The sequence below is a fragment of the Streptomyces sp. UG1 genome (assembly GCF_049974585.1).
Lineage (GTDB): Bacteria > Actinomycetota > Actinomycetes > Streptomycetales > Streptomycetaceae > Streptomyces.
This window is the reverse complement of the sequence record NZ_JBNGGG010000011.1, coordinates 195,239-209,882: the sequence shown is the minus strand read 5'-3', so window position 1 is coordinate 209,882 and position 14,644 is coordinate 195,239. Positions and strand designations below refer to the sequence as shown.

At 70.4% G+C, this 14,644-nt stretch carries 11 protein-coding genes; 6 read left to right on the top strand and 5 right to left on the bottom strand.

What is annotated here, in order from left to right:
• Together recD2 and ACP4J3_RS15025 are read left to right on the top strand one after the other, a co-directional pair.
• Complete coding sequence (gene recD2 / locus ACP4J3_RS15030; RefSeq protein WP_426534391.1) at nucleotides 1–2,259, top strand: SF1B family DNA helicase RecD2; 2,259 nt, start codon at nucleotides 1–3, stop codon at nucleotides 2,257–2,259.
• A gap of 267 nt (nucleotides 2,260–2,526) precedes the next feature.
• Nucleotides 2,527–3,816: a citrate synthase gene (locus ACP4J3_RS15025; RefSeq protein ID WP_426534389.1), complete on the top strand. Its 1,290-nt coding sequence runs from the start codon at nucleotides 2,527–2,529 to the stop codon at nucleotides 3,814–3,816.
• Nucleotides 3,817–4,429: 613 nt separating this feature from the next.
• Here ACP4J3_RS15025 and ACP4J3_RS15020 read toward each other — a convergent pair.
• The 3 genes from ACP4J3_RS15020 to ACP4J3_RS15010 form a co-directional block, all read right to left on the bottom strand.
• Complete coding sequence (locus tag ACP4J3_RS15020; RefSeq protein ID WP_426534387.1) at nucleotides 4,430–6,727, bottom strand: heavy metal translocating P-type ATPase; 2,298 nt, start codon at nucleotides 6,725–6,727, stop codon at nucleotides 4,430–4,432.
• A gap of 8 nt (nucleotides 6,728–6,735) precedes the next feature.
• Nucleotides 6,736–6,975 carry a heavy-metal-associated domain-containing protein gene (locus ACP4J3_RS15015; RefSeq protein WP_426534385.1) on the bottom strand — a complete coding sequence of 80 codons (240 nt, stop codon included), beginning with the start codon at nucleotides 6,973–6,975 and terminating at the stop codon, nucleotides 6,736–6,738.
• A 260-nt stretch (nucleotides 6,976–7,235) separates the two neighbouring features.
• Entirely contained in the window at nucleotides 7,236–7,928 is a 693-nt protein-coding gene (locus tag ACP4J3_RS15010) for a TetR/AcrR family transcriptional regulator (protein ID WP_426534383.1), read from the bottom strand.
• Between the two features lie 190 nt (nucleotides 7,929–8,118).
• On the opposite strand from ACP4J3_RS15010, the gene ACP4J3_RS15005 reads away from it, so the two are divergent.
• Together ACP4J3_RS15005 and ACP4J3_RS15000 are read left to right on the top strand one after the other, a co-directional pair.
• Nucleotides 8,119–10,413 (top strand): MMPL family transporter, encoded by a 2,295-nt coding sequence (locus ACP4J3_RS15005; RefSeq protein WP_426534381.1) that lies wholly within the window; start codon nucleotides 8,119–8,121, stop codon nucleotides 10,411–10,413.
• 161 nt (nucleotides 10,414–10,574) lie between these two features.
• Complete coding sequence (locus tag ACP4J3_RS15000; RefSeq protein WP_426534379.1) at nucleotides 10,575–11,627, top strand: zinc-dependent alcohol dehydrogenase family protein; 1,053 nt, start codon at nucleotides 10,575–10,577, stop codon at nucleotides 11,625–11,627.
• Here the strand turns inward: ACP4J3_RS15000 and ACP4J3_RS14995 are convergent.
• Both ACP4J3_RS14995 and ACP4J3_RS14990 read right to left on the bottom strand, forming a co-directional pair.
• Nucleotides 11,599–12,192 carry a GNAT family N-acetyltransferase gene (locus ACP4J3_RS14995; RefSeq protein ID WP_426534377.1) on the bottom strand — a complete coding sequence of 198 codons (594 nt, stop codon included), beginning with the start codon at nucleotides 12,190–12,192 and terminating at the stop codon, nucleotides 11,599–11,601. The two genes, ACP4J3_RS15000 and ACP4J3_RS14995, sit on opposite strands and share 29 nt — an antisense overlap.
• 53 nt (nucleotides 12,193–12,245) lie before the next feature.
• A complete protein-coding gene (locus ACP4J3_RS14990; protein ID WP_426534375.1) occupies nucleotides 12,246–12,446 on the bottom strand; it encodes a helix-turn-helix transcriptional regulator in 201 nt (66 codons plus the stop codon).
• 369 nt (nucleotides 12,447–12,815) lie between these two features.
• Here ACP4J3_RS14990 and iolC point away from each other — a divergent pair, with 369 nt between their 5' ends.
• Nucleotides 12,816–13,766 carry a 5-dehydro-2-deoxygluconokinase gene (gene iolC, locus ACP4J3_RS14985; RefSeq protein WP_426534373.1) on the top strand — a complete coding sequence of 317 codons (951 nt, stop codon included), beginning with the start codon at nucleotides 12,816–12,818 and terminating at the stop codon, nucleotides 13,764–13,766.
• Nucleotides 13,763–14,644 carry a Cgl0159 family (beta/alpha)8-fold protein gene (locus tag ACP4J3_RS14980; protein WP_426534371.1) on the top strand — a complete coding sequence of 294 codons (882 nt, stop codon included), beginning with the start codon at nucleotides 13,763–13,765 and terminating at the stop codon, nucleotides 14,642–14,644. The genes iolC and ACP4J3_RS14980 overlap by 4 nt, the downstream gene beginning before the upstream one ends.

Below are 14,644 nucleotides of genomic sequence, written 5' to 3'. Positions count from 1 at the left end.
ATGGCTCAACAGGCGGGGAACCAGACCGGCGAGCGGCGGCTCGCCGTACTCGAAGGCGTCCTGGAGCGCATCACATACGCCAACGAGGAGAACGGCTACACGGTCGCCCGTGTGGACACGGGAAGAGGCGGCGGCGATCTGCTCACGGTCGTCGGCGCGCTGCTCGGTGCCCAGGTCGGTGAGTCCCTGCGGATGGAGGGCCGATGGGGCTCCCACCCGCAGTACGGCAAGCAGTTCACCGTCGAGAACTACACGACCGTACTGCCGGCCACCGTCCAGGGCATCCGCCGCTACCTCGGTTCCGGCCTGGTCAAGGGCATCGGGCCGGTCTTCGCCGACCGCATCACGCAGCACTTCGGCCTGGACACCCTGCAGATCATCGAGGAGGAGCCCAAGCGGCTCATCGAGGTCCCCGGCCTCGGCCCCAAGCGCACCAAGAAGATCGCCGACGCCTGGGAGGAGCAGAAGGCGATCAAGGAGGTCATGCTCTTCCTCCAGACCGTCGAGGTGTCGACGTCCATCGCCGTGCGGATCTACAAGAAGTACGGCGACGCCTCGATCTCGGTCGTGAAGAACCAGCCGTACCGCCTCGCCGCCGACGTCTGGGGCATCGGCTTCCTCACCGCCGACCGGATCGCCCAGTCCGTCGGCATCCCGCACGACAGCCCGGAGCGGGTGAAGGCGGGCCTTCAGTACGCGCTGTCGCAGGCCACCGACCAGGGCAACTGCTATCTCCCCGAGGAGCGGTTGATCGCGGACGCGGTCAAGCTGCTCCAGGTCGACACCGGGCTCGTCATCGAGTGCCTCGGGGAGCTGGCGCAGGTTCCTCAGGACGGCGGCGACCCCGGTGTCGTACGGGAGAAGGTGCCGGGCCCCGACGGCGGCTCGGACGATCCCGTCACGGCCGTCTATCTCGTCCCCTTCCACCGCGCCGAGCTCTCCCTCTCCGCCCAGTTGCTGCGGCTGCTGCGGACCGAGGAGGACCGGATGCCGGGGTTCCATGACGTCGCCTGGGACAAGGCGCTGGGCTGGCTGAAGGGCCGTACGGGCGCGGACCTGGCGCCCGAGCAGGAGGCCGCCGTCAAGCTGGCGCTGACGAAGAAGGTCGCCGTGCTGACCGGCGGGCCCGGCTGCGGCAAGTCCTTCACGGTGCGGTCGATCGTCGAGCTGGCGCGGGCGAAGAAGGCGCGCGTCGTGCTGGCCGCCCCCACCGGCCGCGCCGCCAAGCGGCTCGCCGAGCTGACCGGGGCGGAGGCCTCCACCGTCCACCGCCTCCTGGAGCTCAAGCCCGGCGGTGACGCGGCGTACGACAAGGACCGGCCGCTCCAGGCCGACCTGGTGGTGGTCGACGAGGCGTCCATGCTGGACCTGCTGCTGGCCAACAAGCTGGTCAAGGCCGTACCGCCGGGTGTGCACCTGCTCTTCGTGGGGGATGTCGACCAGTTGCCCAGCGTCGGGGCGGGGGAGGTGCTCAGGGATCTGCTCGCCGACGGCAGCCCGATTCCCGCGGTCCGCCTCACCCGGGTGTTCCGCCAGGCCCAGCAGTCCGGCGTGGTGACCAACGCGCACCGGATCAACGCCGGGCAGCACCCGGTGACGGACGGCATGAAGGACTTCTTCCTCTTCGTCCAGGACGACACCGAGGAGGCCGGACGGCTCACCGTGGACGTGGCGGCACGGCGGATTCCGGCCAAGTTCGGGCTCGATCCGCGCCGGGACGTCCAGGTCCTGGCGCCCATGCACCGGGGACCGGCCGGCGCGGGGACGCTCAACGGCCTGCTCCAGCAGGCCATCACCCCGGGGCGGCCCGATCTGGCGGAGAAGCGGTTCGGCGGCCGGGTCTTCCGCGTCGGCGACAAGGTCACCCAGATTCGCAACAATTACGAGAAGGGGGAGAACGGTGTCTTCAACGGCACCGTGGGCGTGGTCACCTCGCTCGACCCGGTCGACCAGCGTCTGACGGTGCTGACGGACGAGGACGAGGAGGTTCCGTACGAATTCGACGAACTGGATGAACTGGCGCATGCGTACGCGGTGACGATCCACCGTTCACAGGGAAGTGAATATCCCGCGGTGGTGATCCCCGTCACCACCGGGGCATGGATGATGCTGCAGCGGAACCTGCTGTACACGGCGGTGACCCGCGCCAAGCGGTTGGTCGTCCTGGTGGGTTCGCGCAAGGCGATCGGCCAGGCGGTGCGCACGGTGTCGGCCGGGCGGCGCTGCACGGCGCTCGACTTCCGGCTCGCGGGATCCTGAACCCTGCTGTCCGGGCCCTCGGCCGGACCCCCTTCTGACCTGCCGATTCATAAGAGGTCGAAAAAAATGATCGATCAAATGAGTCGTGAAGGTCACAGACCACTTCCAGATGGGGAAGACAGGGGGCAGGATGACAAGTTGGCGGCACTCAGTGCCGCCAATAGGCCCAATGGTCGACCCCGAGTGCACTCTCCTGAGCCGAATGGGGGAGGGTAGAGACAGTCAGGGCAACCTCGAAGATGAGGCACAACGTCGGTGAGGGAAGACGTGAGCGACAACTCTGTAGTACTGCGGTACGGCGACGGCGAGTACACCTACCCGGTGATTGACAGCACCGTCGGCGACAAGGGCTTCGACATCGGCAAACTCCGCGCCCAGACCGGTCTGGTGACGCTGGACAGCGGGTACGGCAACACCGCCGCGTACAAATCGGCCATCACCTACCTCGACGGCGAGGCGGGCATCCTCCGCTACCGCGGTTACCCGATCGAGCAACTGGCCGAGCGCTCCACCTTCCTGGAGGTGGCCTACCTGCTGATCAACGGTGAGCTGCCGACCGTCGACGAGCTCTCCACCTTCAAGAACGACATCACGCAGCACACCCTGCTGCACGAGGACGTCAAGAATTTCTACAAGGGCTTCCCGCGCGACGCCCACCCGATGGCCATGCTGTCGTCGGTCGTCTCGGCGCTGTCCACCTTCTACCAGGACAGCCACAACCCGTTCGACGAGACGCAGCGCAACCTCTCGACGATCCGGCTGCTGGCGAAGCTTCCGACGATCGCGGCGTACGCGTACAAGAAGTCGATCGGCCACCCGTTCGTCTACCCGCGCAACGACCTCGGCTACGTCGAGAACTTCCTGCGGATGACCTTCTCGGTGCCGGCGCAGGAGTACGACCTCGACCCGGTCGTCGTCTCCGCCCTGGACAAGCTGCTGATCCTGCACGCGGACCACGAGCAGAACTGTTCGACCTCGACGGTCCGCCTGGTCGGCTCGTCGCAGGCCAACATGTTCGCGTCGATCTCGGCCGGCATCTCGGCCCTGTGGGGCCCGCTGCACGGCGGTGCCAACCAGTCCGTCCTGGAGATGCTGGAGGGCATCCAGGAGACGGGCGGTGACGTCGACTCCTTCATCCGCAAGGTGAAGAACAAGGAGGACGGCGTCCGCCTGATGGGCTTCGGCCACCGGGTCTACAAGAACTTCGACCCGCGCGCCAAGATCATCAAGGCGGCGGCGCACGACGTCCTGTCGGCGCTGGGCAAGTCCGACGAGCTGCTGGACATCGCGCTCAAGCTGGAGGAGCACGCGCTCTCCGACGACTACTTCGTCTCGCGCAGCCTCTACCCGAACGTGGACTTCTACACCGGCCTGATCTACCGCGCCATGGGCTTCCCGACCGAGATGTTCACGGTCCTGTTCGCCCTCGGCCGTCTCCCGGGCTGGATCGCCCAGTGGCACGAAATGATCAAGGAGCCGGGCTCCCGCATCGGCCGCCCGCGTCAGATCTACACGGGTGTGGTGGAGCGCGACTTCGTTCCCGTCGAGCAGCGCTGACACCTGCCGGTGGGGGCGCCGATCGCCTGAGAGCTCGGCGCCCCCACCGGTCGGCACACTGCCCCTGGCTGAAACGCGGCAGCGAAAAGGCGCCCTGGCGGCGGTCCCCCCACGGGCCGACGTCCAGGGCGCCTTCCCATGTCCCGGTGCGGATTCCCCCCACGGGATCCGGCCGGGCGCCTGAGAGAGCAGCGCCTGAATCGCTGTCTTTCGGTCTTTCCGGTATTGCGTTTGAGCAGAACGAGCAAAACTCGTCGTACTCATAGGTGAGTGCGATCTGCCGGGACAAGCACGTTCGGGAGGGCCGCTCAAAGCTTCCCGTCGTACGTGCCCCGGCAACGCAACTCTGAGGAAGTCCCCCAAGACATCCTCAGATGCCAGTTGGCGCCCCCCAAGACGCCGTCTGACATCGTCAACTTAGACCTTCGAACCCCTTCGATGGTTACGTTCACTTCACTGTGATCTGCGTCTCTTGCATATGTCCGTTAGATACGCAAGAGCCCGATATGGCGATCGAGACCCAAGCGTAAGGAAGATGCGCGAGCCTTGTGAAGAGCTTATGTGAGCCGGGCGTCGGACTCCAGAGGGCCCCAGTGCGGTTCTTACTACGAATTCACCGGAACGTCCGCAGCCGGAGGCTGTTCGACACCACGAACACGGACGAGAACGCCATCGCGGCACCCGCGATCATCGGGTTCAGCAACCCCGCCGCGGCCAGCGGCAACGCGGCGACGTTGTAACCGAAGGCCCACACCAGGTTGCCCTTGATCGTGGCCAGCGTCCGCCGGGACAGCCGGATCGCGTCCGCCGCCACCCGCAGATCGCCGCGCACCAGCGTCAGATCGCCCGCCTCGATCGCCGCGTCCGTCCCCGTACCCATGGCGAGACCCAGATCGGCGGTGGCAAGCGCGGCCGCGTCGTTGACGCCGTCGCCGACCATGGCCACGCACCGCCCCTCGCGCTGCAGCCGCCGTACGGCTTCCACCTTGTCCTCGGGCAGGACCTCCGCGATCACCTGATCGATGCCGACCGCGTCCGCCACCGCCTCGGCGACCGTCCGGTTGTCCCCGGTCAGCAGCACCGGCGTGAGCCCCAGCGCGCGCAGCTCGCGCACCGCCTCGGCGCTGGTCTCCTTCACCGCGTCCGCGACGGCGACCACGCCGCGCGCCGCGCCGTCCCAGCCGACCACGACGGCCGTACGACCGTCCCTCTCGGCCTCTTCCCGCGCGCGGGCGAGCTCGGGTGGCAGCTCCTCGAAAAGGCGCCCCACCGCGACGTCCCGGCCCTCCACGCGCCCGCGTACGCCGCGTCCGGGGACGTTCTCGAAGCCCTCGACCTCCGGCAGCCGTCCGACCCGCTCCTCGGAGCCCGCGGCGACGGCCCGGGCGACGGGATGCTCGGAGGCGTGCTCCACGGCGCCCGCGAGCCGCAGCACCTGCTCCTCGTCGGCGCCCTCGGCGGCGTACACCCGCTGAAGGGCCATGCGCCCGGTGGTGACCGTGCCGGTCTTGTCCAGGACGACGGTGTCGACCCGGCGCGTGGACTCCAGCACCTCGGGGCCCTTGATGAGGATGCCGAGCTGGGCGCCGCGTCCCGTGCCGACCATGAGGGCGGTGGGAGTGGCCAGGCCCAGGGCGCAGGGGCAGGCGATGATCAGTACCGCGACGGCCGCGGTGAACGCGGCGACCGTGTCGTCGGTGACGCCGAGCCAGGCCCCGAAGGTGGCGACCGCGAGGACGATGACCGCCGGTACGAAGACCGCGGAGATCCGGTCGGCGAGCCGCTGCACCTCGGCCTTGCCGTTCTGCGCGTCCTCGACCAGCTTCGCCATCCGCGCGAGCTGGGTGTCGGCGCCGACCCGCGTCGCCTCGACCACGAGCCGCCCGCCCGCGTTGACCGTGGCCCCGGTGACCGCGTCCCCGACCGTCACGTCCACCGGCACGGACTCGCCGGTCAGCATGGCGGCGTCCACCGCGGAGGCGCCCTCGACGACGGTGCCGTCGGTGGCGATCTTCTCGCCGGGCCGTACGACGAACCGGTCGCCGACGGCCAGCCGGCCGACCGGGATCCGGACCTCGCGGCCGTCGCGCAGCACGGCGACGTCCTTCGCGCCGAGCTCCATCAGGGCGCGCAGGGCGGCACCCGCGCGGCGCTTGGAGCGGGCCTCCAGATAGCGGCCGAGCAGGATGAAGGTGACGACGCCGGCGGCGACCTCGAGGTAGATCTGGGAGGCGCCGTCCATGCGCGCTGTGACATTGGTCGCTACCGCTCCGGGGGTGAGATCGAAGCCGTGGCGCATGCCGGGCATGCCCGCGTCGCCGAAGAACAGCGCCCACAGCGACCAGGCGAACGCGGCCAGCGTGCCCATCGAGATCAGCGTGTCCATGGTGGCCGCGCCGTGCCGGGCGTTGGTGAGCGCGGCCTTGTGGAAGGGCAGTCCGCCCCAGACGACGACCGGTGAGGCGAGGGTGAGCGCGAGCCACTGCCAGTTGTCGAACTGCAGGGCCGGGACCATCGACAGCGCGATGACCGGGACGGCGAGCAGGGCGGAGACGGTCAGGCGGCTGCGGTAGGAGGCCGGTTCGGCGTCCTGAGGGGCCTGCGGTGACTCCTGCGGGACCTTCGGGGCGGGTTCCGGGGGAGCCGGCTCCTCGGCGGTGTACCCGGTCTTCTCCACCACGGCGATCAGATCGGCGACCTTCAGGCCCGCGCGGTAGCTGACCTTCGCCTTCTCGGTCGCGTAGTTCACCGTGGCGCTCACGCCGTCCATACGGTTGAGCTTCTTCTCGACGCGGGCCGCGCAGGAGGCGCAGGTCATGCCGCCGATGAGCAGCTCCACGTCCGAGGTGCCGACGGGGGCGGGGGCGTCGGCGGTCCCGGGTATCGGCGCTTCGTCGGTGGTGCGGGTCATGGCCAGGCTCAGGCCTTCCCGACCAGTTCGAAGCCGGCCTCGTCGACGGCGGCGCGTACGGCGGCCTCGTCGAGCGGGGCGGCGGAGACGACGGTGACCTCGCCGGTGGAGGCGACGGCCTTCACCGAGCTGACGCCGGGGATCTCGGAGATCTCGCCGGAGACGGCGCCCTCGCAGTGTCCGCAGCTCATGCCGCTCACCTTGTAGACGGCGGTGACGGAACCCGGGGTGTGGGTCTGGGCGCTCATGTGGTTCTCCTCGTGGAGCAGGTGGGTTGAGGCATGGGGGGCTGACGGGACCCGCGGGGTCCCGTCCGACTTTCAAGGTATACCCCTATGGGGTACATCTCCAAGAGGGGTCGGGGTGGGCCGGGCGAGTCTGCGGGCGGGTTGCCTCGGTGTCCCAGGATGCGGGTGCGGGCAGTGCGGTGGACAGTGGGGCCAGTGGGGCCAGTGCGTCGGTACGTCAAGCCGGGAGTTGAGTCATGCGCAAATGCGCAGGTTGGGCCTCATGGCGCGGTTCCGGTCGCCCCTGGGTGGCCGAGTCTGTCGCCGACCAGCGGGTCGAGGTAGCGGATCAGGGCCTTCTTCAGCTCCTCGACGTAGGCGTCGCGCTCGGCGCCCTCGTGGGCGAGGACCAGCTCCAGGCCCGCCTTGTACAGGCCCAGGCACATGTGGGCGGTCCGGGTGAGGTCGGCCGGGGCGGCGTCGGGCAGGAACGAGGAGAGCAGGCCCTCGATCCTGGACAGCAAGGTCGCGTGCAGGGCGTCGTGCTCCTCCGCCATGCGGCCCGGGATGTCGGGGCCGTGCATCAGCGCGAAGAACACCGGGTGCTCGCAGTTGAAGGCGATGAACCGGTCGACGGCCGCGCCGACGGCCTGCTCCAGCGGGGTCACGGGATCGACCGGGGCGAGTGCCTCGCCGTACGTCTCGCGCAGCTCGTGCATGAGCCGGTCACCCAGCTCGATCGCGATCGCTTCCTTGTTCGGGAAGAACTGGTACAGCGTGCCGGGTGAGACGCCGGCCTCGCGGGCGATGGCGTTGGTGCTGGCGGCGGTGTAGCCGGTGGTGGTGAAGACGGTGGCCGCGGCCTCGAGCAACTGGGCGATACGGCGCTCGCCGCGTGCCTGACGGCGGCGCGGCTGCTCCTTCTCCCGACCGTCCCGGTCGTCCTGGCTGACCTTCTCCCGGTTGGCGGACACGCGTTATCCCCAGCTCTCCGAACGCGATTGACAAACACGAGCGGCCGCTCGCATTCTTGAAACGCGAGCGATATCTCGTGTTTGCCAGTCTACGGCAGTGACGGCTCAGTGACGGCTCCACGCTGCCCGGCCGGCGACCGGCTTGGATCGAAGCAGCACAGCATGGATCAGGTGAAGGGGACACCGCACAATGACCGAAGTCAACAGGCCGCCCCGCGTCGGAGGCTGGACCCGCTTCGTGACGGCCCGCCCGAGGTTGTCCCTGCTCGTGGCCCTGGTGATCACCGCGCTCGCCGTGCTGGCCGGCAGCGGCGTCGCCGACCGACTGGGCAGCGGCGGCTGGGAGGACCCGGCCGCCGAGTCGACCTACGCGACCAAGGCGCTGGAGCGCGAGTTCCCCGCCTCCCAGCCCAACCTCCTGCTCCTCGTGGACGCGGGCAGCGCCTCGGTGGACGACCCCGCGGTCGCCGCCCAGGCGCGGCGCCTCGCGGACGAGCTGGCCGGCGAGAAGGGGGTCGTGGGCGTCGGCTCGTACTGGCAGGCGGACCCCGCGTCGGCTCCCGCCCTGCGCGCCGAGGACGGCCATGAGGCGCTGATCGCCGCCCGGATCACCGGCGACGAGACACAGATGGGGGCGACCCTGGACCGCATCGCGCCCGAGTTCCGGGGCACGCACGGCCCGGTGGAGGTGAGCGTCGGCGGCCCGGTCGCGGTGCGGCACGAGATGCAGGCGATCATCCAGGAGGACCTGCTGCGCGCCGAGGTGATCGCCCTGCCGGTCACCCTGGTGCTGCTGGTGATGGTCTTCGGCAGCGCGGTCGCCGCCCTGCTTCCGCTCGGCATCGGCGTCGTGGCGATCCTCGGCACCAACGCGGTGCTGCGCGGCCTGACCGAGTTCACCGATGTGTCGGTCTTCGCGATGAACCTCACCACGGCCCTGGGCCTCGGTCTCGCCGTGGACTACGCCCTGTTCATCGTCCGCCGCTTCCGCGAGGAACTCGCCACCGGCGCCGAACCCCTGCAGGCCGTCGGCACCACCCTGCGCACCGCCGGCCGCACCGTCCTGTTCTCGGCCCTCACGGTCGCGGTCTCCCTCGCGGCGATGCTGCTCTTCCCGCAGTACTTCCTGCGCTCCTTCGCCTACGCCGGGATGGCGGTGGTCCTGCTCGCCGCGGCGGCCGCGCTGATCCTGCTCCCGGCGGCACTGATCCTGCTCGGCCACCGGGTGAACTCCCTGGACCTGCGCAAGCTGTTCCGACGCGGCCGGCCGAAGGCGTCCGCCGAGACCGCCTCCGAGACATCCTCCGAGGCGGCCACCGAGACGTCCTCCGCCTCCGAGACGGTCAGCGAGGCATCCGGCGCGACGGAGGGCAGGGCCTGGGCCCGCACCGCGAACCTCGTCATGCGCCGCGCCCCGTTCTTCGCCCTGGGCACCACCGCCGTCCTGGTCCTGCTCGGCCTGCCCTTCCTGGGCGTGAAGTTCGGCACCGCCGACGACCGCCAGTTGCCGTCGAGCGCCGAGTCCCACATCGTGCAGCAGCACATCCGCGACGGCTTCCCGGGCAGCCCCGGCGGCGGCCTGGAGGTGCTGGCCGAGGGGCGGGCGACGCAGGCGCAGTACGCCGACTACAAGGAGCGGATCGCCGCTCTCCCTGAGGTGCTGCGGGTCGACGGGCCGCTGGTGAAGGGCGAGTCGGCGTACTTCACGGTGCTGCCGAAGGGCGAGGCGGTGGACGAGCCGGCCCAGCGCCTGGTCGATGACCTGCGGGCCACCGAGGCGCCGTTCGACACCGAGGTGACCGGCACGGCGGCGGTCCTGGTCGACTCCAAGGACGCGATCGCCGAACGCCTGCCGCTGGCCGCCGCGTTCGTCGCGATCGTCACCCTGCTGCTGGTGTTCCTGCTGACCGGCAGCGTGCTGATCCCGATCCAGGCGGTGGTGCTCAACGCGCTCAGCCTGACGGCGATGTTCGGCGCCGTGGTCTGGGTCTTCCAGGACGGCCATCTCTCCGGCCCGCTCAGCTTCACCAGCCCGGGCTCGATCGAGACAACCCTGCCGGTGCTGATGTTCTGCATCGCCTTCGGCCTGTCGATGGACTACGGCGTGTTCCTGCTGTCCCGCATCAAGGAGGAGTACGACGCGACGGGCGACCACGACCAGGCGGTCCGGCACGGCATGCAGCGCACCGGCGGCCTGATCACCGCCGCCGCCGTGATCCTCGCGGTGGTGATGGTCGCGATCGGCACCTCCCGGGTGACCAACACCAAGATGCTCGGCCTCGGCATCGCCCTGGCGGTGCTGATGGACGCGATGATCGTCCGCAGCCTCCTGGTCCCGGCGGTCATGCGTCTGACGGGGCGGGCGACGTGGTGGGCGCCGGGGCCGCTGCGGCGGTTCCATGAGCGGTTCGGGTTGAGCGAGGGCGGAGACGAATCGGCCCCGGCCGCGGTGGAGGAGCGGGACAAGGCGGGGGTGGGCGGCTAGCGTTCCGCTGGACAGGATGATCTCCACGGGCGGCAGCGATGGCACGGCGGGCGGCCACGGCCCACCAACCTGCGCTGTGCCGACGACACCGGCCGTGAGGGAGCCGAAGGCATATGGCGCCCCGTAGGCGACCGAACCATGCAAAGGGCGAGGGGTGAGCGATGCGCGCGGTGGTGTTCGAGCGGTACGGGGAACCGGCCGAGGTGCGCGATGTGCCCGACCCGCACCCGGCCCCGCACGGAGTGGCCGTGCGGGTCGAGGCGACGGGGCTGTGCCGCAGTGACTGGCACGGCTGGCAGGGGCACGACCCGGACATCGCGCTGCCGCATGTGCCGGGTCATGAACTCGCCGGTGTCGTCGAGGCGGTGGGCGAGCGGGTGACCGGCCGGCGCCCCGGCGACCGGGTCACCGTGCCGTTCGTGTGCGCCTGCGGGAGCTGCGCGGCGTGTGCGGCCGGCGACCAGCAGGTGTGCGAGCGCCAGACCCAGCCCGGCTTCACCCACTGGGGTTCCTTCGCGCAGTACGTGGCGCTGGACCACGCCGACGTGAACCTGGTCGCCGTGCCCGAGGAGATGTCCTTCGCGACGGCGGCCTCGCTGGGCTGCCGGTTCGCCACCGCGTTCCGGGCGGTCGTACAGCAGGGCCGGGTCGCGGCGGGAGAGTGGGTCGCGGTGCACGGCTGCGGCGGGGTGGGCCTGTCGGCGGTGATGATCGCGGCGGCCTCGGGCGCGCGGGTGATCGCGGTGGATGTCTCGGCGCAGGCCCTGGACCTGGCGCGGAAGTTCGGGGCGGCGCAGTGTCTGGACGCCTCCGGCGTGCCCGACACGGCGGCGGCGATCCACGACCTCACCGGCGGCGGCGCCCACCTCTCCCTGGACGCCCTCGGCTCACCCGTCACCTGCGCGGCCTCGGTCAACGGCCTGCGCCGCCGGGGCCGGCACATCCAGGTCGGCCTGCTGCCCTCGCAGTCCGGCACGACCCCGGTGCCGATGGCCCGCGCCATCGCCCTGGAGCTCGAACTCCTGGGCAGCCACGGCATGGCGGCGCACACCTACCCGCCGATGATGGAGCTGGTGCGGGCCGGGGCGCTGCGGCCGGATCTGCTGGTGACGCAGACGATCCCGCTGGACGCGGTGCCGTCGGCGCTGGCGGCGATGGGGTCGGCGCCGGGGGCGGGGGTGACCGTCATCGAGCCGTGGGGGCCGGGGCGTTGACGCCGGGGCGGCCTTGGTGGGACGCCCACTCGCGGTCGAGGACGGCCATCACCACCCAGTCGACCCACTGACCGCCCCTCAGATCGGCCTCCCGCCGCACCCCTTCCACCACGAACCCGGCCTTCTCGTACACCCGCAGGGCACGGTGGTTGTGGCCATAGACCTCCAACTGGATCCGATGCAGCCCCAGTTGCTCGAATCCGTACCCCACGATGAGCCGGGTGGCCTCGGTGCCGAGCCCCCGGCCGCGGCCCCTGGGCCCGATGAGCGTGCGGAAGATACAACTGCGTGCCTTGGGATCCCACTCGTACAGCACCACCTCGCCGACGAGTTCGCCGGTGGCTCGGTCGGTGACGGCGAGGTCGAGGCGGTCGGGCTGCTCGGAGCGGGAGCCGTACCAGGAGCGCAGCCGCTCCAGGGAGAACTCCTCGGAGGTCTCGTCGGTGAAGCGGATGACCTCGGGGTCCTCGATGATCTCCTTCATGACGGCGGCGTCGGCCTCGGTGAACGGCCGCAGCAGGGCCCGGTCGCCGGTGAGTACGGGCTTGACGGAGAAGTCGCTCATGGCGCGACTGTGCCCCACGCGAAAGGTGGGGCGCAGCCGGTTTTTCGGCGAGGTCAGTCGGCTCTGCGCCCACGGTTGCCGGGCCGGGACGCCACCCAGGCCCGCACGGTGTCCGCGTACCAGAAGGGTTTGCCGCCCTCCACATGATCCGGCGGTGGCAGCAGCCCGTGTTTGCGGTAGGACCGCACGGTGTCCGGCTGCACCTTGATGTGCGCGGCGATCTCCTTGTACGACCAGAGCCCTCGTTCGGTCATCAGTTGCACCTCCCCGCGCGCGTCGCGGCGGCGACCGGGGGCTGGTCGTCGGGGGTACCGCGCGCTGCGCTGGCGATCACAAAGCCTGTGTCCGGTCAACGACGCGGCGTGAGCGCGGACAGGGCCTGTCGGCGGGGTGTGACGCAAGTCCCGCGTACATGCGACATGCGTGACACGAATGCTGCTCTTGTGACACAAGCGACGCAAAGAAGTACGCAAAGAAGTATCCGACTCAGCTCCGGAGAGTCTGGTTCGAATGTCCGGACAAAACATTGACAGGGTTCCCCCGCCAGGGCTACAAAGCCGGGGAGAGCCGACCCGCGCACAGTCGGACACGAGAGCCGCTACGAGGGAGACCGAGGGACACCGATGGCGTACGACCTGATCACCATGGGCCGGATCGGAGTGGACCTCTACCCGCTGCAGACCGGCGTCCCGCTGCCGCAGGTCACGTCCTTCGGCAAGTTCCTCGGCGGCTCCGCGAGCAACGTCGCCGTCGCCGCCGCCAGGCTGGGACGGCGGACCGCGGTGATCACCCGTACCGGCGACGACCCCTTCGGCACCTACCTCCACGAGGCCCTCCAGGGCTTCGGCGTCGACGACCGCTGGGTCACCCCGGTGCCGGGCCTGCCCACCCCGGTCACCTTCTGCGAGGTCTTCCCGCCGGACGACTTCCCGCTGTACTTCTACCGGCAGCCCAAGGCCCCGGACCTGGAGATCGACGCCCATGAGCTGGACCTCGACGCCATCCGGGACGCCCGTATCTTCTGGATCACCGGCACCGGACTGAGCGAGGAGCCCAGCCGTACGGCGACGCTCGCGGCGCTCGCCCACCGCGCGAAGTCGGGCACGACGATCTTCGACCTCGACTGGCGCCCCATGTTCTGGAACGACCCGAACGCGGCCCGCCCCTTCTACGCCGAGGCCCTCAAGCACACCACCGTCGCCGTCGGCAACCTCGACGAGGTGGAGGTCGCCACCGGCGTACGCGAGCCGCAGGCCGCCGCCCAGGCACTGCTGGACGCCGGTGTCGAGGTCGCCGTCGTCAAGCAGGGCCCCAAGGGCGTCCTCGCCGTCAACAGCAAGGGCGACCGGGCCGAGGTTCCGCCGCTTCCCGTGAACGTCCTCAACGGCCTCGGCGCCGGCGACGCCTTCGGTGGTTCCCTCTGTCACGGGCTCCTCAGCGGCTGGGACCTGGAGAAGATCATGCGGCACGCCAACGCCGCAGGCGCCATCGTCGCCTCCCGCCTGGAGTGCTCCTCCGCGATGCCCAGGCCGGACGAGATCGAGGCCGCCATCGCCGCGGGGGCCGTCAAGTGACCGTCGACATCGCGGAACTGGTCCGCCTGCGCACCCAGCGCCCCGAGGCTGTCGCGGAGGCGGCGGCGCGCCGCACCCGCCGGCCGCTCCTCGGCGACTCCGGCCGGCTGATGATCGTCGCCGCCGACCACCCGGCCCGCGGCGCCCTCGGCGTCGGCGACCGCAGGCTCGCGATGGCCAACCGCGCCGACCTGCTCGATCGTCTCTGCCTGGCGCTCAGCCGCCCCGGCGTGGACGGCGTCCTCGCCACCGCCGACATCCTCGACGACCTGCTGCTGCTCGGCGCGCTCGAGGGCAAGGTCGTCATGGGCTCGATGAACCGCGGCGGCCTCCAGGGCGCGAGCTTCGAGCTCGACGACCGCTTCACCGGCCACCGCCCCGAGGACATCCAGCGCCTCGGCTTCGACGCCGGCAAGCTGCTCCTGCGGATCGACTACGCCGACCCGGGCTCCCTCACCACCATGGAGTCCACCGCCCGCGCCATCGACGACATGGCCGCACGCCGGCTCCCCGTCTTCGTCGAGCCGTTCCTCAGCCGGCGCACCCCCGAGGGCAAGGTCGTCAACGACCTGTCGGCCGAGGCCGTCACCAAGTCCATCGCCATCGCCTCCGGCCTCGGCGGCACCTCGGCCTACACCTGGCTGAAGCTCCCCGTCACCGAGAACCCCGACGACATGGCCGAGGTCATGGGGACGTCGACACTTCCGGCCGTTCTGCTCGGCGGCGAGGTCGGAGACGACCAGGACGGGGCATATGAGAAGTGGCGGGGCGCTCTTCAACTGCCCACGGTGCGCGGCCTGGTGGTGGGCCGATCGTTGCTCTACCCGGCGGACGGGGACGTGGCCGCCGCGGTGGACACTGCCGTAGGACTGTTGTGA

What these genes read in the sequence shown, in the direction of transcription:
- ACP4J3_RS15000 (WP_426534379.1), top strand. Translation starts at nt 10,575, where the DNA reads ATGCGCGCGGTGGTGTTCGAGCGGTACGGGGAACCGGCCGAGGTGCGC.
- ACP4J3_RS14995 (WP_426534377.1), bottom strand. Translation starts at nt 12,192, where the DNA reads ATGAGCGACTTCTCCGTCAAGCCCGTACTCACCGGCGACCGGGCCCTG.
- iolC (WP_426534373.1), top strand. Translation starts at nt 12,816, where the DNA reads ATGGCGTACGACCTGATCACCATGGGCCGGATCGGAGTGGACCTCTAC.
- ACP4J3_RS15015 (WP_426534385.1), bottom strand. Translation starts at nt 6,975, where the DNA reads ATGAGCGCCCAGACCCACACCCCGGGTTCCGTCACCGCCGTCTACAAG.
- ACP4J3_RS15005 (WP_426534381.1), top strand. Translation starts at nt 8,119, where the DNA reads ATGACCGAAGTCAACAGGCCGCCCCGCGTCGGAGGCTGGACCCGCTTC.
- ACP4J3_RS14990 (WP_426534375.1), bottom strand. Translation starts at nt 12,446, where the DNA reads ATGACCGAACGAGGGCTCTGGTCGTACAAGGAGATCGCCGCGCACATC.
- recD2 (WP_426534391.1), top strand. Translation starts at nt 1, where the DNA reads ATGGCTCAACAGGCGGGGAACCAGACCGGCGAGCGGCGGCTCGCCGTA.
- ACP4J3_RS15020 (WP_426534387.1), bottom strand. Translation starts at nt 6,727, where the DNA reads ATGACCCGCACCACCGACGAAGCGCCGATACCCGGGACCGCCGACGCC.